This window comes from Desulfurivibrio dismutans (assembly GCF_029210385.1).
Lineage (GTDB): Bacteria > Desulfobacterota > Desulfobulbia > Desulfobulbales > Desulfurivibrionaceae > Desulfurivibrio > Desulfurivibrio dismutans.
Map to the genome: position 1 here is coordinate 12,730 of NZ_JARGDQ010000012.1, position 19,718 is coordinate 32,447.

Annotated in this window: 21 protein-coding genes and 1 tRNA gene; 18 read left to right on the top strand and 4 right to left on the bottom strand. The window is 60.1% G+C overall.

What is annotated here, in order from left to right; translation table 11 throughout:
- Position 1: 1 nt before the first annotated feature.
- Positions 2-556, bottom strand: coding sequence for a GspH/FimT family pseudopilin (locus P0N66_RS12090; RefSeq protein WP_275805768.1), 555 nt, complete (start codon positions 554-556; stop codon positions 2-4).
- A gap of 973 nt (positions 557-1,529) precedes the next feature.
- Here P0N66_RS12090 and P0N66_RS12095 point away from each other — a divergent pair.
- From P0N66_RS12095 to P0N66_RS12115, 5 genes are all read left to right on the top strand, one after another.
- Positions 1,530-2,144 (top strand): prepilin-type N-terminal cleavage/methylation domain-containing protein, encoded by a 615-nt coding sequence (locus P0N66_RS12095; protein ID WP_275805770.1) that lies wholly within the window; start codon positions 1,530-1,532, stop codon positions 2,142-2,144.
- 249 nt (positions 2,145-2,393) lie between these two features.
- Positions 2,394-3,143: an ABC transporter ATP-binding protein gene (locus tag P0N66_RS12100; protein WP_275805772.1), complete on the top strand. Its 750-nt coding sequence runs from the start codon at positions 2,394-2,396 to the stop codon at positions 3,141-3,143.
- Positions 3,133-3,951: a hypothetical protein gene (locus tag P0N66_RS12105; RefSeq protein WP_275805774.1), complete on the top strand. Its 819-nt coding sequence runs from the start codon at positions 3,133-3,135 to the stop codon at positions 3,949-3,951. The genes P0N66_RS12100 and P0N66_RS12105 overlap by 11 nt, the downstream gene beginning before the upstream one ends.
- Positions 3,952-4,144: 193 nt before the next feature.
- Positions 4,145-4,957: a hypothetical protein gene (locus P0N66_RS12110; RefSeq protein ID WP_275805776.1), complete on the top strand. Its 813-nt coding sequence runs from the start codon at positions 4,145-4,147 to the stop codon at positions 4,955-4,957.
- A gap of 102 nt (positions 4,958-5,059) precedes the next feature.
- Positions 5,060-5,272 (top strand): ferredoxin, encoded by a 213-nt coding sequence (locus P0N66_RS12115; RefSeq protein ID WP_275805778.1) that lies wholly within the window; start codon positions 5,060-5,062, stop codon positions 5,270-5,272.
- Here P0N66_RS12115 and P0N66_RS12120 read toward each other — a convergent pair.
- From P0N66_RS12120 to P0N66_RS12130, 3 genes are read right to left on the bottom strand one after another with little or no spacing between them, the layout of a single operon-like run.
- Complete coding sequence (locus P0N66_RS12120) at positions 5,269-5,877, bottom strand: YqaA family protein (protein ID WP_275805780.1); 609 nt, start codon at positions 5,875-5,877, stop codon at positions 5,269-5,271. The genes P0N66_RS12115 and P0N66_RS12120 overlap by 4 nt on opposite strands.
- The gene (locus P0N66_RS12125) at positions 5,874-6,527 is read right to left on the bottom strand and encodes a protein-L-isoaspartate(D-aspartate) O-methyltransferase (RefSeq protein ID WP_275805782.1); all 654 of its coding nucleotides are present in this window, start codon (positions 6,525-6,527) and stop codon (positions 5,874-5,876) included. The genes P0N66_RS12120 and P0N66_RS12125 overlap by 4 nt, the downstream gene beginning before the upstream one ends.
- Entirely contained in the window at positions 6,524-6,928 is a 405-nt protein-coding gene (locus P0N66_RS12130; RefSeq protein ID WP_275805784.1) for a hypothetical protein, read from the bottom strand. Before P0N66_RS12130 ends, P0N66_RS12125 begins: the two co-directional genes overlap by 4 nt.
- 334 nt (positions 6,929-7,262) lie before the next feature.
- On the opposite strand from P0N66_RS12130, the gene P0N66_RS12135 reads away from it, so the two are divergent.
- The 13 genes from P0N66_RS12135 to dsrP all read left to right on the top strand — a co-directional run bounded on the left by P0N66_RS12135 (position 7,263) and on the right by dsrP (position 19,718).
- A tRNA-Phe gene (locus P0N66_RS12135) sits at positions 7,263-7,338 on the top strand.
- A gap of 220 nt (positions 7,339-7,558) precedes the next feature.
- On the top strand, positions 7,559-9,646 hold the full coding sequence (gene fusA, locus P0N66_RS12140) for an elongation factor G (RefSeq protein ID WP_275805786.1): 2,088 nt from the start codon (positions 7,559-7,561) through the stop codon (positions 9,644-9,646).
- 11 nt (positions 9,647-9,657) lie between these two features.
- Positions 9,658-10,365, top strand: a complete 708-nt coding sequence (locus P0N66_RS12145; RefSeq protein ID WP_275805789.1) for a hypothetical protein — start codon at positions 9,658-9,660, stop codon at positions 10,363-10,365.
- A gap of 207 nt (positions 10,366-10,572) precedes the next feature.
- On the top strand, positions 10,573-11,340 hold the full coding sequence (gene hisA, locus P0N66_RS12150; RefSeq protein WP_275805791.1) for a phosphoribosylformimino-5-aminoimidazole carboxamide ribotide isomerase: 768 nt from the start codon (positions 10,573-10,575) through the stop codon (positions 11,338-11,340).
- A 96-nt stretch (positions 11,341-11,436) separates the two neighbouring features.
- Entirely contained in the window at positions 11,437-12,327 is an 891-nt protein-coding gene (locus P0N66_RS12155) for an HDOD domain-containing protein (protein ID WP_275805793.1), read from the top strand.
- Positions 12,324-13,250 (top strand): MBL fold metallo-hydrolase, encoded by a 927-nt coding sequence (locus P0N66_RS12160; RefSeq protein ID WP_275805795.1) that lies wholly within the window; start codon positions 12,324-12,326, stop codon positions 13,248-13,250. The genes P0N66_RS12155 and P0N66_RS12160 overlap by 4 nt, the downstream gene beginning before the upstream one ends.
- A 134-nt stretch (positions 13,251-13,384) precedes the next feature.
- Positions 13,385-13,810, top strand: coding sequence for a hypothetical protein (locus tag P0N66_RS12165; protein WP_275805797.1), 426 nt, complete (start codon positions 13,385-13,387; stop codon positions 13,808-13,810).
- A 170-nt stretch (positions 13,811-13,980) separates the two neighbouring features.
- On the top strand, positions 13,981-14,559 hold the full coding sequence (locus P0N66_RS12170; RefSeq protein WP_275805799.1) for an RsbRD N-terminal domain-containing protein: 579 nt from the start codon (positions 13,981-13,983) through the stop codon (positions 14,557-14,559).
- A gap of 6 nt (positions 14,560-14,565) precedes the next feature.
- Entirely contained in the window at positions 14,566-15,633 is a 1,068-nt protein-coding gene (dsrM, locus tag P0N66_RS12175; protein ID WP_275805801.1) for a sulfate reduction electron transfer complex DsrMKJOP subunit DsrM, read from the top strand.
- Positions 15,634-15,686: 53 nt separating this feature from the next.
- Entirely contained in the window at positions 15,687-17,333 is a 1,647-nt protein-coding gene (gene dsrK / locus P0N66_RS12180; RefSeq protein WP_275805803.1) for a sulfate reduction electron transfer complex DsrMKJOP subunit DsrK, read from the top strand.
- Between the two features lie 3 nt (positions 17,334-17,336).
- On the top strand, positions 17,337-17,720 hold the full coding sequence (gene dsrJ, locus P0N66_RS12185; protein ID WP_275805805.1) for a sulfate reduction electron transfer complex DsrMKJOP subunit DsrJ: 384 nt from the start codon (positions 17,337-17,339) through the stop codon (positions 17,718-17,720).
- A 1-nt stretch (position 17,721) separates the two neighbouring features.
- A complete protein-coding gene (gene dsrO / locus P0N66_RS12190) occupies positions 17,722-18,537 on the top strand; it encodes a sulfate reduction electron transfer complex DsrMKJOP subunit DsrO (RefSeq protein WP_275805807.1) in 816 nt (271 codons plus the stop codon).
- Positions 18,538-18,548: 11 nt separating this feature from the next.
- The gene (dsrP, locus tag P0N66_RS12195) at positions 18,549-19,718 is read left to right on the top strand and encodes a sulfate reduction electron transfer complex DsrMKJOP subunit DsrP (protein WP_275805809.1); all 1,170 of its coding nucleotides are present in this window, start codon (positions 18,549-18,551) and stop codon (positions 19,716-19,718) included.

Here is a 19,718-nt window from a genome sequence, read left to right on the forward strand (position 1 = left end):
CTTACACTTCATCGTTGCCTTCATCATCGCCGTCGGCAACCTGGCCGTCCTGCAGGTTGATGTTGCCGGCCACCGAAAGGGACATGGTGTACCACCGGGGAGTGCCGGCGGTGGTGCCCAAGGTGACGGAACGATCGACGGAGCCTAGCGGCAGGCCGCGGGAATTGTAACCGGTGAGGTGGTCGAAGCCGCCGGTATTGAAAGTGGAGTTAACCAGTTCGGTCTGCGGCCGCAAGGTATGGTTGACCAGCTCCACATCGACCCCGACTTCGTAGATATTGTTGTCATTTATGTCGACAAAGATGCGGTACTCGTTGTCGGCCAGGTTGAACTCGATCAGCACGTTGCGGTTGCGTTTCACCGCCTCCAGGCGGGCCTTTTTGAAATTACTGACCAGCTCGCGGGCCTCGGCCCGCAGGCGGTAGTTGGGCAGACTGTTGTTGATCACCGGAATGGCCACCGCCCCCAGGATCCCCAGGATGGCAACCACCACCATCAACTCCACCAGGGTGAAGCCCCCGGCGCCCGGCCTTGTTTTGTGTAGCTTGGTCAGCATGCTCTGGTTTCCCGCCCCGGGTTGCCCGGGCATCGGTGAGGTAGCGTTCGCCGGCGTGGGGTTAAAATCATGCCGACAGGATTTCGTGGCCTGTAACCATTCCAAAGTATGTTGCAAAAAACGTTCCCGGGGTCCCGGACTGGCTGCCGACATCAACGCCCGGGCCGTTGGACAGGCGGGAAATGCTCCGGGAGTCGCGGGGTTATTATACCATGGCCGCTGGTGGTTGGTAATAGAGTTTTTGGATTGGCGCTGAAAAGGACACGAATTGGCGGGAGGTTGCTGACGGTCGTGGTTGCTTTGGGTGACATAAATTGTCAGGCTTTGGGCGGCGGTTACGCAACTTTGATAACCGCGCAAAAAACCGCCACGAGTGTTGGTCGGTAACGCACCAACAAGCAGTTACCAAGCGTGCCCAGTCGGCGACGCCGTTATTTGCGCCGCCGACAACCTTGACAACCTTGCAAAGACCAGCCACGAGTGTTGGTCGGTAACGCACCAACAAGCAGTTACCAATCGCACCCAGTCGGCGACGCCGTTTTTTGCGCCGCCGACAACCTTGACAACCTTGCAAAGACCAGCCACGAGTGTTGGTCGGTAACGCACCAACAAGCAGTTACCAAGCGTGCCCAGTCGGCGACGCCGTTTTTTGCGCCGCCGACAACTTTTGCTGCCCGTTGACACAAATTGGCAGCACACTGACAAAATGTGTCAACTAAATGGGGCGACCGGCTCTTCGGGGGCGGTGGCCGATTTACGGTAAAAGCTGGTTAACTGTCGGTAAAAACGTAAAAATTAAAAAAATAAGCCGTACTGGCACGAGTTGTGCTCTATGAAACTGACAAAGCCGGCACCCTGGCCCGTTGGTCGGGGTAATTGCCGGTACCGGTTTAAATTCCGGCAATCGGCCCGTCCCGGGTGGGGCGCCAGGCCGCAGGGTTGCCGCCAAAAGAACATTAAGGAGGTAAGGAAAATGTTACAGCGCATGCATCAAAAAGGACAAGGGGGTTTTACCCTGGTGGAGCTGATGATCGTCGTAGCGATCATCGGTATTCTGGCGGCCGTCGCCATCCCGCAGTTCGCCCAGTACCGCATCCGGGGCTTCAACTCCTCGGCCCTGAGCGACATCCGCAACCTGACCACCGCCCAGGAGGCGTTCTTCGCCGACTGGCAGCGGTATGCGGTTACTTATAATAATACAGGTGGCCCACTTGCTGCGGTAGCAGAAGATGGAGCCTTGCTTGATGGACCAAGCAGTGCCGCAATGGTAATTGCACAGTTCGTTACCGGCACAGCAAGTCATGAAGAATTGCCGCTGGCCATCGGAAATGGTGTGTCGATGCAAGCCGATGTCGACGCTAACGCCGCTTCCTACACCGCCATTTCCAAGCATCTGCAGGGCAACACCATGTACGGTGCCGACAGCGACTCAACCGCCATTTATCGTGATCAAGAAAATCTTGATCCTGGTCAAGGTAGTTCTGACAGCGCCGTCGGAGAGCAAATCGCTGACTTTCTTCCCGCTCCGGTCGCTCAGCAGGATGACTTTGCAGAAATTCCGGCCCCGAACCCTTGGGCCGCCCAATAAATCTGATCGGCTAACCGCATAACCACAAAAAAGCACCAGTTGCCATCGGCACTGGTGCTTTTTTTGTTTTGTGGCAGGCTGGGGTGACATTGGCAGGCATCCGATGGGCGCCGGCAACGGTGATGAAGTTTTGCCCGGTCCGCCGCCGTTACTCCGTAATATCGTCTTGTTTGCGGTTATTTTTTCCAGTAATATGGCTTCTTCCTGGACAGCCAGCAAAAACCACCTGTAACGGACCCGGCTGAAACGATGATCGTCTTTAACGGTGTTGATAAAACCTATGCCAAGGAGTTGGGGCAGCGGGCCAAGCAGGCCCTGCGCGGGGTCTCCTTTTCGTTGGCGCCCGGAGAAACCATGGGGCTGGTGGGGGCCAACGGGGCCGGTAAATCCACCTGCATCAAGCTGCTGCTGGACTTCATCCGGGCCGACCGGGGCGCGATCACCCTGCTGGGCTCGACCCCGAAAGATCCCGCCGTGCGGCGCCACATCGGCTACCTGCCGGAGACCGCCAACTTTCCGGCCAACCTGACGGTGCTGGACATGCTCCGTTTCAGTGGCCGCACCTGCGGCCTGAACCGGGGGCAGATCGCCGCCGGGGCGGAGAAATGGCTCTCCCGGCTGGGGCTCTGGCAGGACCGCAAGCGCCCCCTGCGCGATTACTCCAAGGGGATGCAGCAGCGGGCCAACTTCGCCCTTGCCCTGCTGCATGAGCCGGAATTGCTGATCCTGGATGAACCCATGAGCGGCCTGGACCCCATCGGCCGGGCCGACATGCTCGGCCTGATCGGCGAACTCAAGGCCCACGGGCGCTCCATTCTGTTCTGCTCCCATATTTTAGAAGACGTGGACCGGCTGGCCGACCGGGTGCTGGTGCTGCACCAGGGGCGCAAGCTCTTTGAGGGCACCCCGGCGGAGCTGAGAGCCCAGCGGGGCGGCGGGGATTTCACCGCCGGCTATCTCGACCTGGTGCACAGCGAGGGGGAGAGCCATGGCCGCTAAACTGATCCGCATCGGGGCACTCTCCCGCCTGGTGCTGCTGGATGGCCTGCGCCGCCACGCCCTGATCGGGCTGGTGATCCTGGCGGTGGCCGGCCAGTTGGGGGCGCTGTTTTTCATCGACTTCATCCCCCGGGATATCGGCCGGGCGGCGGCGGATTTCGTGCTTTCCATGGCCTGGTTTGCCGGGCTGATCTTTCTCTTCTTCCACGCCGTGCAGGTGATGGCCCTGGATGAGGAAAAAAAGGTGATTTACGGCCTGTTGGCCCGCCCCCTGTCCCGCGGGGAGTACGTGCTGGGGGTTTTTGCCGGGCTGGCCCTGCTGCTGCTGCTGCTCAACCTGCTGCTGGGCGGGATGGGGCTGGGGACGCTGTACTTGATCAAGGGCATGGTATTGGCCAGCTATTTTCCGCAGCTTAGCCTGGCTGCCTATCTGTTGGCCTGGGCTGGGCTTTTTGCCCTGCAGTTGCTCCTGCTGGCGGTGATTCTGCTCTTTTCCGGCCTGGTGCGGGGCAGTTTCCCGGTGCTGCTGCTGACCCTGGCCTATTACGCCATCTGTTCCGGTCTGCCGGTGGTGCGGCAGGCGGTGGCCCGACAGGCCGAGGAACTGCCGGTGCTGGTGGGGTTGCTTAAAGGGTTGGCGGCGCTGTTCCCCGATTATAATCACCTGGATTACAAGCACCTGATCGCCGTGGCCGGCCCCCTGCCGGCGGCGGGTGAGCTGCTGCTCAACTTCGGCCTGGCCACGGCCTACATGGTCCTGGCCCTGTGGTTGGCCTGCGCGGTCTATCAGCGGCGGGACCTGCAATAATGGTAACCGAACAGCCGCACCGCACCTTCGGGCGATCAGCCAGGCTTGCGTACAGGGGGTACGCGGCACCTGGCTGCTTACCCGAATTTGCGGCACGGCTGTTCGGTTACGACCTGTTAAATCAACAGGTTGCCAGCCCGGGTAAATGGTTGCCGGTAATCAAGCCCCGGTGGAAGCTTGAACGGGTGAAATCATGAAAGTGGTATGGCCTCTTCTGGCTTTAGGTGTTCTGGCCCTGTACCTGCTGGCCTTCAGTCAGCAGGAGCGGGGGCTGGCGTCGGCGTCGGTGGAGTTGAGTCATCCGCTGCCGCCGCTGGTGCAGGAGGTCGGGCTGGGGTATCTTAAGCAACTGGGGGGCGAGATGCAGTTTGTCCGGGCCGCCGTCTTCCACGGCGGGGTGGACCCGGAGCGCGATCCCCTGGAGTACGCGGCGCCCCTGGCCGCCACCCTGGGGGCCGCGGTGCACCTGCACCCGCAATTTATCGACTCCTATTACCTGGTCCAGGCGACTTTGCCGATGCTCAACGAGCAGTACGCCCGGGAGGCCAACGATCTGCACCGGCGTGGCATGACGGCGCTGCCCGAGCGTTTCGATCTGCCCTTTTTTGCCGGCTTCAACAGCTTTTATTACCTGCAGGACCATGCCGCCGCCGCCAGTCATCTGCAGGAGGCCGCCCGGCGCCCCAAGGCCCCGGCCTGGTTTGGCCATCTGGCCGCCACCTTGTCCGGCGAGGGCGGCGATCTTTACGGTGGCCTGCTGCTGCTGGAGGCCATGCTGGCCGGGGAGGAAGATGAATTGCGGCGGGAACGTTACCGCCACAGTATCGTCATGTTCCAGCGGGCGATTGCGGTGCAGGAGGCCGTCGAGGCATATCGCGCCCGTCATGGCCGGCCGCCGGCCGAACTGGCCGAACTGGTGCCCGACTACCTGGCCGGTCTGCCCGAGTTCGAGTCGCCTTTCCGCCTTTCCTGGGAGCCGCCGGAGCTGCGCTTGCTGCGCCGCTAACAAGGCGAGCCAGCGATGTCTGCGGCCGAGATAAAGATGGGCAAAGATGGGAGCAGATCTGTGTGGCGCATCTTTGGGGAGAAACCTTGATGGGGATAGACAATGCCTGCGGCAAGTAAGGTCAAGGTGTTGCTGGACACCTATGAATGCAACGGTTGCGGTGGTTGTGCCGAGCTCTGCCCGGAGGTTTTTCGCATGGATGAAACCGGGGAGAAGGCCGAACTGCTGAAGGCCGACTGCCGCCCGTTGACCCCGGAGCTGGCTGAGGCGGTAAAAATGTGCGCCCAGCAGTGCATCGAGCTGGAAACCTGCTAGAGCATGGTTTTGAAGACCACAAAACCGCCGATCAGCAGGACCAGGAAGATGATGGTCAGCAGGTTGAAGTAGCGTTCGATGAAGCTGCGGATGGCCGGGCCGAAGTAATAAATGAAGGCCGCCACCATGAAAAAGCGGGCGCCGCGGGAGATCAGCGAGGCCAGGCAGAAGGTGGCGAAGTTGAGTTCAAAGGCCCCGGCGGTCAGGGTGAAGAGCTTGTAGGGCAGGGGGGTGAAGCCGGCGGCGCCCACCGCCCAGGCGTCGTAACGCTGGTACAGGGCCTGGACCTGCAGGTACTGGTCGGCCATGCCGTAAAAGGCAATGACCTGGTGGCCGATCAGCTCCATGAAAAAATAACCCAGGCCGTAGCCCAGCATGCCGCCCAGTACCGAGCCCGCCGTGCAGATCAGGGCAAAGCGGAAGGCTTTGGCGGGGACGGCGATGGCCAGGGCCATGAGAAAAACATCCGGCGGAATGGGAAAGACCGAAGACTCCACCACCGCCACCCAGAACAGCACCCAGACGCCGCCGGGTTTGCTCATCAGGTACAGGCAGTAATCGTACAGGCGCCTTAACGGGCCGCGCCGGCTTGACTCCTCACTCATGAGTCATGTTGCCAACCGTGGGCCCCCAGCAGTTTGACAAAACGGACCTGTTCCGCCACCCGGCTGGTGACCTCGCCGCCTTCCTTGCGGACCACGGTCAGGGCCTGCAGGTCGCGGTCGCCCACCGGAATAACCAAGATGCCGGGGTCGGCCAGTTGTGCCACCAGGGGTTCGGGAACCCGGGGGCCGCTGGCGGTGACGATGATCCGGTCAAAGGGGGCGTGTTCCGGCCAGCCTTCGGTGCCGTCGTCGGCCTTGCTTAAGATATGGAAAAAATGCAGCCGGTCGAAGGTGCGACGGGCCCGGGCCAGCAGGTTTTTGATCCGCTCCACGGTGTAGACCTGGGCCCCCATGGCGGCCAGTACCGCCGCCTGGTAGCCGCAGCCGGTGCCGATCTCCAGTACCCGGTGGTGGGGTTGCAGCTCCAGCAGTTGGGTCATCAGGGCGACGATGTAAGGCTGGGAAATGGTCTGACCCTCGCCGATGGGCAGGGGGAAATCGCCGTAGGCCTGGGGCCGCAGGGCCTCCTCGACAAAGAGATGGCGCGGGACGGCGGCCATGGCTTCCAATACCGCGGGGTCATTAACCCCACGGGGGATCAGTTGCTCCTCCACCATGCGCTGCCGGGTTTTCTCGTAGCCGTTGTTCATGGGGCCAATTCCGGGATCTGCCTGGGGTCATCCCGCAAACGTCGAAACTCCTCGGCGCTCAGGAGCCGGTAGGCCAGGTTGCTGACCCGCCCGTCGTGGAGGGTGACCACCGCCAGGTGAAAATCCTCGTTGCCCAGCCAGCTAAAGAGCAGGCTGCGCTTCATCCGGCTTTGGCGATGCTCCAGGTAAAGCAATTCGGCGCCGCCGTCGGCCAGGCTGCGGCGGTGGTCCGGCGGGCCCATCATGGCCAGTACTTCCTGTTCGCGGTCGCCCCGCTCCAGCATGCTGATGTCGGAGGCCAGATGGCGGACCTGGTGGGTGCGGCCGGCGCAAGCGGCGACGGTCAGAAGAATCAGTGAAATCAGGCCCAAAATCAGGGTCCGGCGGTAAACAGCAGGCATCAACTACTCCTTATAATCAAGGGTTTTGGGTCCAGGGTATCCCCGGCTACCGCCGAGGAGTAAGCGCCCGCGGGGTGCCCCAGATTGCGACAAGCAGCCCGGTGCCGCGCACATCAGTACGCCAGCCGGGCTGATCGCCGCAAGGTGGGGTGCCCCGCGGGCGCTACAGCGCCGCCGTCAAAATAGTCGGATAGTCAAGCTTTGGCAACCGGATAAAGCGGTCCGGCGATCAGGGTCATGATCCCAGTGAATATTATCGCCGCCGGCGAGAAAAAGCTTGACATTCCGTCGGCATTTCAATAAATAGACTCTTCTCGTTTCCATAAACGAGCCTGCCGGGATAGCTCAGTCGGTAGAGCATCGGACTGAAAATCCGAGTGTCCCTGGTTCGAATCCTGGTCCCGGCACCAAGGTACAGACAAGCCCGCCCTTCCGCCTGACGGGAAGGCGGGCTTTCTTTGATCGCATTGAAGGATACGCAGCACCGCATCTTGCGGCGATTGGCCCGGCTGGTGCACGCGGCGCCGTTCCGCTTGCCGCAACCTGGGGCACTGCTTAATCTTTCAATGACGGCATAATGCCAATACGGCATACTGCGAAAATATTCACGAAGTAAACGAGGAAAGCACCATGAGAGACCTGGCCAAAGCCCGTAATATTGGAATCAGCGCCCACATCGACTCGGGCAAGACCACCCTGACCGAGCGTATTCTTTTTTATACCCAGCGGATTCATGCCATCCACGAGGTTCGCGGCAAGGACGGGGTCGGCGCCACCATGGACTCCATGGAACTGGAGCGGGAGCGCGGGATTACCATCGCTTCGGCGGCCACCTTCTGCGACTGGAAGGACTATACCATTAACATCATCGACACCCCCGGCCATGTCGACTTCACCATCGAGGTGGAGCGAGCCCTGCGGGTGCTGGACGGCGCCATCCTGGTGCTCTGCTCGGTGGGCGGGGTACAGTCCCAGAGTATCACCGTCAACCGGCAGATGACCCGTTACCGGGTGCCGCGCATGGCCTTCATCAACAAGTGCGACCGCACCGGCGCCAATCCCGACCGGGTGACCCAGCAGTTGCGCGACAAGCTCAACCTCAACGCCGTGCCCCTGCAGGTACCCATCGGCCTGGAAAGCGACCTGGCCGGAGTGGTGGACTTGGTGAGCATGAAGGCCCTGTACTTTGAGGGTGACCAGGGCGAGATTATCCGCGAGGCGGAAATTCCCGACAACCTGAGCGAGGAAGTAGCAACTAAGCGCGAGGCCCTGCTGGACGCCGCCTCCATGTTTTCCGACGAACTGATGGAAGCGATTCTGGAAGGCGAGCCCAACGAAGAGATGATCCGAGCTGCCATCCGCAAGGGCACCCTGGCCCGGGAACTGACCCCGGTGCTGGTGGGTTCGGCCTACAAAAATAAAGGCATCCAGCCGCTGCTGGACGCCGTCACCTATTATTTGCCCAATCCCCAGGAGGTCACCAACTACGCCCTGGACCTGAACAACGAGGAGGCCGAGTTTCGGGTGACCAACGATCCCAAGGATCCCCTCATCGCCCTGGCCTTCAAACTGGAGGACGGCCGTTACGGTCAGCTTACCTACCTGCGCACCTACCAGGGAACCATGAGGAAAGGCGACAGCATCGTCAACATTCGCACCGGTAAGAAGATCAAGGTGGGTCGCTTGGTGCGGATGCACGCCGACCAGATGGAGGATATCGAGGAAACCGGCGCCGGCGACATTGTCGCCCTGTTCGGGGTGGACTGTGCCTCCGGTGACACCTTCACCGACGGCAGCGTCAACTACTCCATGAGCTCCATGCACGTGCCGGCTCCGGTTATCTCCCTGGCCATCCGGCCGGTGGACAACAAGGCCCAGGGCAACATGTCCAAGGCCCTCAACCGCTTCACCAAAGAAGACCCCACCTTTAAAACTTTTGTTGATACCGAGACCAACGAGACCATCATCTCCGGCATGGGTGAGCTGCACCTGGAAGTATACATCGAGCGGATGAAACGGGAGTACAAGGCCGAAGTGGAGGTGGGCGCCCCCCAGGTGGCCTACCGCGAAACCGTGACCCAGAAGGCCGAGTTCAACTACACCCACAAGAAACAGACCGGTGGCAGTGGCCAGTTCGGCCGGGTGGCCGGTTACCTGGAGCCCCTGGAAGAGGGCGAATACGAGTTTGTCGACAAGATTGTCGGCGGCGTAATCCCCAGGGAGTTCATCAGCTCCTGTGACAAGGGTTTCCAAAAGGCCATGGCTAAGGGTTCGCTGGTGGGTGCTCCCATCACCGGCATCCGCTGCGTGATCAACGATGGGTCATCCCACGCCGTGGACTCCTCCGACGTGGCCTTCCAGCAGGCGGCTCTGGGGGCCTTCCGGGACGGTTATCTCAAGGCCAAGCCGGTGATCATGGAGCCCATCATGAAGGTGGCGGTGGAAGGCCCCACCGAGTTCCAGGGCGGGATCATGGGCAGTCTCAATCAGCGCCGGGGCATGATCATCGGCACCACCGAGGAAGAAGATTACACGGTGGTGGAGGCCGAGGTGCCGCTGTCCGAGATGTTCGGTTACTCCACCGATCTGCGCTCCTTGACCCAGGGCAAGGCGGAGTTTACCATGGAGTTTGCCGCCTACCGGCCGGTGCCCAAGAGCGTGGCCGAAGAGCTGGTCGCCAAGGCCAAGAAAGAAAAGGAACAACAGGATAAAAAATAGGAGACCCCATCATGCTTAAGCAGGAATTGATTGCCAAGAACCCGATTCGTCACCTGAAAGCCGGGTCCGAAGGCCAGGCCCGCGCGCAGATGGGGCTGGTCATGGCCCGGGCGGGGCTGGGCAAAACCGCCATGCTGGTGCAGATCGCCCTGGATTCGCTGCTCAACGGCAAGCAGGTGATTCACGTCAGTATCGGCCAGAGCCTGGAAAAAACCCGCATCTGGTACGATGACATCTTCAAGGACATCGTTGAAGGCTGTAAGTTGGCCAGCCCCTACGAGATTTACGACGAAATCATGCGTAACCGGATGATCATGACTTTCAAGGAGTCATCCTTCAGCCGGGCCCGCCTGGAAGAACGCCTCAACGACCTGGTTTACCAGAACCTGATCCGCCCTGGCTGCATGGTGGTGGACGGTTATGACTTTACCGTCGTCGATCACCAAACCCTGCAAGACCTTGGAGAAATGGCCAGGGCCATGGACCTGGAGGTCTGGTTTTCAGCAGTCAGCCACCAGGAAGATGAAGAGGCCAAGGGTGGAGGGGTGCCGGCGCCATGTCACGAGGTGGCCGATTTGTTCGACACCGTGGTGTTGCTGCAGCCGGCCGCCGGCAGCGAGTGCATCGACCTCAACATCCTCAAGGATACCACCGGCAAGGCCGGGGACAGGGTGCTGCAGCTGGATCCGATCACCTTCATGGTCAAAGAAGGTTGTTAGTTCAGTGGGTGGCATGGCCGTCCACTGAACGATAATTGTCGGCGTCGCAAAAAGCGGCGCCGTCGACTGGGCACGCTTGGTAACTGCTTGTTTTCGCATTCCCGACCAACCTGCTTGGCGGTTTTTTGCGACATCATCATAATTAGCTGTGGCAAGTGGGGGCGGGTTTTGCCGTCCGGCCCCCTTTATGTTTTTGGGGTGGGTGCTATGAAGTTTCGGCCTTGTATTGATTTGCATGAGGGCAAGGTCAAGCAGATCGTCGGCTCCACCCTTTCCGACTCCGACCAGGGTTCCCTGGCCACCAATTTTGTCGCCGAACAGCCCCCCTCCTACTATGCCGAGCTCTATCGGCGCGATAAGCTCACCGGCGGACATGTGATCATGCTGGGGCCGGGTAACGAGGCGGCGGCGACCGATGCCCTGGCCGCCTGGCCCGGCGGCTTGCAGCTGGGCGGCGGGATCAACGCCGCCAACGCCGGCCGATGGCTCGATCGGGGTGCGGCGGCGGTTATCGTCACCTCTTATGTCTTCCGCGACGGCCAGGTGCTGGAAGAGCGTTTGCGCCACCTGGTCAAGGCCGTGGGGCGGGAGCGGCTGGTGCTGGACCTCAGCTGCCGCCAACGCGATGGCCGCTACCTGGTGGTCACCGACCGCTGGCAAAAATTTACCTCCATGGCGGTGGACGCCGCCTCGCTTGATTACTTTTCCCGCTTCTGCAACGAATTTCTTATCCATGCGGTGGATGTGGAGGGCAAATGCGCCGGGGTGGCGGAAGATCTGCTGGAACTGCTGGCCGCCGCCACGCCCCTGCCCACAACTTACGCCGGCGGCGTAGCCACCTTGGCCGACCTTCACCGGATCAGGGAACTGGGCCGTGATCGCCTGGACGCCACCATCGGCAGCGCACTGGACATTTTTGGTGGAAACGGGGTAATGTATCGGGATGCGGTGGCTTTCAACCAAGAGGGCCAGTGATCCCGGAGGCTCAGCCTGGAGTGGGCCCGCGTTTATCCGCCGCCGATAAGAAGTGATGCGGTTGAGCGTTTATGCCTGTTGCAGAGGGGAGGGCGAGTGAGCAACGCGGACCAGGAAAAAAAGATTCGCCGCTTCATCGAGCGTATGCCCAGCCTTTCCACCACCGTTACCAAGGTGCTGGATGTCTGCAATCAGCCCACTACCTCGGCCAACGATCTCAACCGGGTGATCGCCCTGGACCCGGTGCTCACCGGCCAGGTGCTCAAACTGATCAACTCCGCCTATTATTCCCTGCCTAATCAGATCGGTTCGTTGACCCGGGCCATCATCCTGCTGGGGGTCAACACCATCAAGAACCTGGCTCTGAGCACTGCGGTGCTGGGCGGGATCGGCCGTGAAGACTCTTTTCAATCCCTGGATATGGATAAGTTCTGGACTCACTCTCTGGGAGTGGGGGTGACCGCCAAGATGCTGGCCGGCCGGCGGGGGGGGCTGCGGCAGCAGCAAGAGGAATATTTTGTGGCCGGGTTGCTGCACGACCTGGGAAAAATCCCTCTCAACGCCTGTTTCCCTCAGGAGTACCGGAAGGTGCAGGAGCTGGCCGCTGTCCGGCGTCTGCCGCTGGACCGGGCCGAGGCGGCGGTGCTGGGGCTGGACCATGGCCGGGTGGGGCGGATGATCGGCGAGAAATGGCAACTCAACTCCGACCTGGTGGAACTGCTGGCTGGCCACCATCGCGCCTCGGCCGAGGTGCGGGAAGATGTTCGTGCCCTGGCGGCCCTGGTGGCGGTGGCCGATGCCTTCATCAACCTGCGGGGGCCCGGGGCCGCAGGCAATTATTACCCCGACAAGGAAAATCTTAAGGCCCTGCTGCAGCAAGAAAAAATAAACTGGCGGGCCCTGGCCGGACTGCTGCCCGAGGTGGAGGCGGAAATCGAAAAGGCGCAGGTTTTTCTGACGGTGGCCCAGAGCAAGGAGAGCTTATGAATAAGAAGATCAAGTTAAAATTCTGGGGGGTGCGGGGGTCGGTGCCCTGTCCGGGGGCGGAAACCGTGCGCTACGGCGGTAATACCGCCTGCCTGGAGATCCGCTTTCCCGAACTGGATGATCGCCTGCTGATCATCGACGCCGGCAGCGGCCTGCGCAGTCTGGGCAACCAGATGATGGCCAAGGATTTTGTGCAGGGCCCCATTGACGCCTCCATCTTCCTCACCCACACCCACTGGGACCACATCATGGGCTTTCCTTTTTTCGTGCCCATCTACGTGCCGGGCAACAAGCTCACCATTTACGGGCCGGTGAGCTACGAGGAAGATACCCTGCAGGGCATTGTCGGTGGGCAGTTAACCTACCGCTACTTTCCAGTGCGGGAGGCGGAACTGGCCGCCGATATCAATTATGTGGAACTGAAGGAAGGGCGACTGGACCTGGGTGACGGGATCACGCTGGTGACCAGATATCTCAATCACCCCGTGCTCTGTCTGGGGTACCGCATCGAGTTCGGCGGCCGGGTGCTGTGCACCGCTTATGATACCGAACCCTACCGCAACCTCTTTGTGACCGATCCCGCCGACCCCGGCTACGATGCCGAAATGGCCAGGGAGGGGGAAGAGGTGGCGGCGGATCAGAACCGGCTCCAGCAAGATTTTTTTGCCGGGGCCGATCTGTTGATTCACGACAGCCAGTACACCGAAAAGGAGTACCGGGTCGGCAAGCTGGGCTGGGGTCATTCCAGCTTCGAGCACGCCATTGCCGTGGCGCGTCGGGCCGAAGTAAAGCGCCTGGCCCTTTTTCATCACGATCCCGAACGCACCGACGACCAGTTGGATCAACTGGCCGCCGACTACTGCGGTGGCCAGGAAGGCCCGGATATTTTCATGGCCCGGGAGGGTATGGAGGTGGAGATCTGAACCGTTAAAAAAAAGACTGGACAAACCAGGAGTTATTGCCGAAAAGATAAGCAGTGCAGGGGCTGACCGGCGATGGCCGGCAGCCGAACTCCGGCCCTGGGCCGGTTATGTTTCCGGGCAACACCGGTGACGGTATGGTTATCTCCGACGAGTTCAAATTTCCCCGGGTACTGCCGGTGGATTCCTTCCGCAAGCGCCGCCGGGTCGAGGAAGTCGATCCGGTGCCGCCGGTGGCCCGCATCGGCGCCTTCAAGCAGGAGTGGAATCGCCGCCGGGGTGAGCAGCGGCAGTCGCCACGGCCCCGGAGCCTTAATGCGGAACAGGAGCGGGAGGTGCGTCGGCAGCTCCGCTACGCCAATGGTAAGCTTGAGGAACAGGGTATTTTACTGCGCCTGGTGTTGAGCCGGCAGGAGGATGGTTTCCACCTTGATGTCTACGACTGCACCGATGATACAATGTGTCATCTGGCGGCCGATCTGGTCATCACCCTCGATGAGCTGCCCATGCTGCTCCGCAACCTGGAAGAAGAGGCGGGGTTGCTGGTGGACACCCGTACTTGATAGCCCCGCTTTTTTGTGTTCCCTTCCTCTTTTTTTGTCTTGAAATCCCCGGTCGAACGTGCTACCAATGCCTCTTAATTTCTGAATCGGTATTCAGAATCACCGCTTTCGCCTTGTCTTTATCTGTAATGGCGGGCGGAATAAAAGAGGGAGAGGGAGGAACTCGGGGGATGACGCTGGAGCAATTTCTAGCTGAAAACAAGGGGGAGCTGCAGGATCGCTGGGTCAACCGGGTTCTGGATAGCTATGCCGAAGACGCCGCCACCATTTTCAAGGGTGAGCAGGATCGTTTTGCCAACCCGGTGGGTTACAACACCCGCCACACTCTCACCGCCATCTATTCCCTGCTTTTTGATCAGCCGGAAGTGGATTTCAAGCGGCTCAAGGACGAACTTGAGACCTTTATCAAAATCCGGGCGGTGCAGACCTTTACCCCCGCCTCGGCGGTGGGGTTCATCTACGACCTGAAAGCCGTGGTCCGCAAGGCCGTCGGCAAGCAGCGTGATCTGAAAGTCAGCTCGGAAGAGTGGGCCAACTTCCACGACACCCTGGACCAGTTGGCCCTGGTGGTTTTCGACCTCTACATGGCCAGCCGGGAGCGCCTCTTTCAGGCCCATCTGAACGAAATTAAAACGATGAATCATATGCTTACCAAGCACGGCTGTCCATCGGCCGGGCTGGCGGATAAAACCACGCAGTTAATGGCGGATGTTAAACCTCTTCACACTCAAAGCAACGAAGCGAGGTAATGGTCAATGAGAGTTCTGAAAGCCTTTATCGCGGTCGTGGCACTGGTCCTGGTCGCCCTGGTGGTGGCCCAGGTGCCTGGCGGGCAAAGCCTGCTCGGGATAGTGCTGCCCTACCTGGCATTTGCCATTTTCCTGGGCGGCTTTATCTACAGGGTGATGTATTGGGCCAAATCACCGGTGCCCTTTCGCATTCCCACCACTTGCGGGCAGGAAAGTTCGCTGTCCTTCATCAAGCAGAATAAGCTGGACTGCCCCACCACCAAGACCCAGGTAGTGGGCCGGATGCTGCTGGAGGTGCTGCTGTTCCGCTCCCTGTTCCGTAACACCCGGGCCTCCATCCACGACGGTCCGAAGCTGGCTTACGGCTCCAATAAGTGGCTGTGGCTCTTCGCCATCCTCTTTCATTACAGCTTTCTGGTGATTATCCTGCGCCACATGCGACTGTTCACCGACCCCATCGCCGGCTTCGTGCCCATGTTGGAGTTTGGCGACGGCTTCCTGGAAGTGGGTGCCACCACCATCTATCAGAGCAGCTTTATTCTGCTGGCGGCGGTGACCTTCCTCTTCCTGCGCCGGGTGTTGCGGCCCTACCTGCGCTACATCTCGCTGCCCGCCGATTACTTTCCGCTGCTGCTGATCTTCGGCATCGGCGTAAGCGGTATCCTGATGCGCCACGTCTTTCGGGTCGACATCGTTTCCGTCAAGGAGCTGACCATGGGGCTGGTGACCTTTTCACCCTCCATTGAGGGGCAGATCGGCGCCATCTTCTTTGTTCACCTTTTCCTGGTCTGTGTGCTGCTGGCCTACTTCCCCTTCAGCAAGTTGATGCACCTGGGCGGGGTCTTCATGAGCCCCACCCGCAACATGGCCAACAACAGCCGCATGGTACGCCACGAGAATCCGTGGAACGATCCCAACATCAAGCCGCACTCCTATGCGGCTTACGAAGATGAGTTCCGCGAGTTCATGGTCGATGCCGGTCTGCCGGTGGAGAAAGAGCCGGAACCCGCACCCGCCGAGCCGGAAGTTGAAGAAGCCGCTCCGGCCGACGCCGAGGAAAAGCCCAAGGCGTGACGGGGTCGGCCTTGCCAACAGTGCATAAAATCTTCAGATAAGGAACGACGACAATGGCAGATACCAAAGCAGCAGAAATGAAGGTTAAGGTGGTCAAGGAGCCGTCGCTGATGACCGGCGCCGTCCCCACCCGCGACTGGTGGGATGTGGAGGCGATCTTTAAGCCGGGCAATTACTGCTATCCGGCCAAAAAGAGTATCGCTGAATATCACGGCAAGAATCTCCCCGGCCTGTTCGGCGAGCCGCGCGACTGGGAAATTGAAAGTGATGACTGGCAGCTTCCGGAGAACTGGAAGGAGATCATCATCAACGGCATCAAGGAGCGGCTGGACAAGTTCCGTTCGTTGAAGATATTCATGGACTGCTGTGTCCGCTGCGGCGCCTGTGCCGACAAGTGCCACTTCTTCCTGGGCACCGGTGACCCCAAGAACATGCCGGTGTTGCGGGCCGAACTCTTCCGCTCGGTCTACCGTAACGACTTCACCACCGCCGGCCGGATTCTGGGCGAGATCGCCGGGGCCCGGCCCATGACCTTCAAGGTGCTGAAAGAGTGGTTCATGTATTTCTACCAGTGCACCGAGTGTCGCCGCTGTTCCGTGTTCTGCCCCTACGGCATCGACACCGCTGAGGTGACCATGATGGGCCGGGAGTTGCTGCATCTGGTGGGGGTCAACACCAACTGGATTCTCGAGCCGGCGGCCAACTCCAACCGCACCGGCAACCATCTGGGCCTGCAGCCCCATACCTTCAAGGAAAACGCCGAGTTCCTAATTGATGATATCGAGGATGCCACCGGGGTGCGGTTGCAGAATCTCAACTTCAACCGCAAAGGGGCCGAGGTGCTTTTTATCATCCCCTCGGCGGATGTTTTTGCCGACCCCGGCATCTTCACCTTCATGGGCTACATCATGCTTTTCGAGCATATTGGCCTGGATTACACCATCAGCACCTACGCCTCGGAGGGGGGGAACTTCGGGCTGTTTACCCACAACAGTCTGATGAAGAAGCTCAACGCCAAGATGTATGCCGAGGCCAAGCGTTTGGGCGTGAAATGGATCCTGGGCGGTGAGTGCGGCCACATGTGGCGGGTCATTCACCAGTACATGAACACCATGAACGGCCCGGCGGATTTCCTGGAGATGCCCAAGAGCCCCATCACCGGCACGGTGTTTGATAATGCCGCCGCCACCAAGATGGTGCATATCAGCGAATTCACCGCCGATCTGATCCACCACGGCAAGCTCAAAATCGACAAGAGCCGCAACGACAACCAGATCGTGACCTTCCACGATTCCTGCAACACTGCCCGCGGCATGGGGTTGATGGAGGAACCGCGCTATATCTTGAACAGTGTCTGCAACAACTTCCATGAGATGCCGGAGAACACCATCCGGGATAAGACCTTCTGCTGCGGCAGTGGCACCGGCCTCAATACCGGCGAGATCATGGACCTGCGGATGCGCGCCGGGCTGCCCCGGGCCAACGCGGTCAAGTACGTGGCCGAGCGCCACGGGGTCAACATGCTCTCCTGTGTCTGCGCCATTGACCGGGCTACCCTGCTGGCCCTCAATCAATACTGGAACCCGGAAGTGCAGGTTTGCGGCGTTTCGGAACTGGTCGGCAACGCCCTCATCATGGAGGGAGAAAAAGAGCGGGAAACGGACCTGCGGGGCGAACCCCTGCCGGGAATGGAGGGTTAAAACATGTACGGAAGCGGACGAATCATTCCAGCATTGATCATCTTTGTCGGCCTGATGACCTTTCCCATCTGGTACAACGCCGGCAAGGCCCAGCAGCCGCCGGAGTTGGTGCTGCCCAGCGAGTACAGTGAATGTGTGCGCGACACCCAATTCATGCGCGAGAGCCACATGGTGCTGCTGCACGAATGGCGCGACGACATTCTCCGGAAAAGCGGCCCTCGCTCCGGGGTGACCGCCAGCGGCATGCAGTATGAGCGCAGTCTGCAGAAGGGTTGCATGAGCTGTCACTACGATAAGAAAAACTTCTGCGACCAGTGCCACGATTACACCGCCGTGGTCCCCGACTGCTGGGCTTGTCATCTCGAACCGACCAAGGAGGCCATCTAAGATGAAGAAGGACAGGCGAGATTTTCTTAAACTTGCGGGCTGTGCGGCGGTCGCCGGGGTTGGCTCATCCACCGCCTTTCACTCGCTGCTGCGCGGCGAGGCCGAGGCCGCCGGCCTGAAAAGGGCCGGCACCAAGAAGGACAAGAGTGGCACCCGCCTGGGGATGGTGATCGATATCCAGAAGTTCATCGATAACCGCGACCTGGCCCAACGCTGCATCCGGGTCTGCCATCAGATTCACAACGTGCCGGATTTCGGCAACCCCAAAGATGAGATCAAGTGGCTGTGGACCGACAGGTTCGAACATGTCTTTGTCAAGGACACCCACTATCGCCAGGCCCAGCATCTGCAGGGCATGCCGGTGCTGAGCCTCTGCAACCACTGCGATAACCCGCCCTGTGTGCGGGCCTGCCCCACCAAGGCGACCTTCAAGAAGGACGACGGGGTGGTGGGGATGGACTACCATCGCTGCATCGGCTGCCGCTTTTGCATGGCGGCCTGCCCCTACGGCGCCCGGAGCTTCAACTGGCGTGATCCGCGGGGCATGGATGAGCATGGCCGCTCCTTCATCAGTGAGATCAACCCCGAGTATCCGGCCCGGACCATGGGGGTGGTGGAAAAGTGCAATTTTTGCACCGAGCGGCTGGCGGTGGGCAAGATTCCCGCCTGTGTCGAGGAAGCGGCGGCGGCCGAGGCCATGTTTTTTGGTGATCTTAACGATCCCGACTCCGAAGTCAGCCGGGTGCTGCGGGAGAAGTTCACCATTCAGCGGCGACCGTCCCTGGGAACCTATCCATCCGTCTTCTATATCATTTAAGGTGAGCCGTCATGATTGAAAAAGCGTTACAGGGGAGCAAAGGATACTGGACGTGGATAGCTTGTCTGCTGGCGGTTATCGCCATCGGGGGCATGTTCTACGTGCAGCAGTGGAACTACGGTTTGGGAGTCACCGGGATGAGCCGGGACGTATCCTGGGGGCTTTACATTTCCCAGTTTACCTTCCTGGTCGGGGTCGCCGCCGGCGGCCTGATGCTGGTGTTGCCCTATTATCTGCATAATTACAAGGAATTCGGACGGATCACCATCCTTGGCGAATTCATGGCCATTGCCGCCATCATCATGTGCCTGATGTTCATCATCGCCGACCTTGGTCAGCCGATGCGGGCGCTTAACGTGCTGCTGTATCCGACCCCGCAGTCCATGCTGTTCTGGGACATGGTGGTGCTCAACGGCTACCTGGCCCTGAACCTGGTCTGCGGCTGGGCCATTCTCCATTCCGAGTACAAAGGGGTGAAGTACGCCAACTGGGTCAAGCCCTTTATCTATCTCTCCATTCCCTGGGCCATCAGTATCCATACCGTCACCGCTTTTCTCTATGCCGGTCTGCCCGGGCGGGATTACTGGCTCACCGCCATCCTGGCGCCGCGCTTTCTGGCCTCGGCCTTTGCCGCCGGGCCGGCCCTGCTGCTGATCATCGCCCTGATCATCGAGCGCAACACCCTGTTTAGGGTGGGGCAGGTGGCCAAGGACAAGCTGGTGACCATTATCTCTTATGCCGCCATCATCAACTTCTTCTTCCTGGCCTGCGAGTTCTTCAGCGCTTACTACAGCCAGTACCCGAGCAAGATGTACACCAAAGACTACCTCTTCTTCGGGCTGGAGAAGGACGGTAATATCTTCAACAACCTGGTGCCCTACATGCAGGCCTCGGTGGTGATCGGGGTCATCGGTATTGCCATGATCTTCTACGCCCGTTCCCGCAAGTCCGATATCCTGCTGGGTATCTCCTGCGCCCTGATCTTTTTGTCACTGTGGATCGACAAGGGCCTGGGCATGGTGCTGGGCGGTTTTGTCCCCAACCCCATGGGGCAGGTAACCCAGTACTATCCATCCATTCAGGAGCTTGGGATTACCGCCGCCGTGTGGGCCACCGGCTTCCTGGTGGTGACCCTCCTCTATAAGGTGGCCATTAGCGTCAAGCTGGAGAAGGAGCTGTAG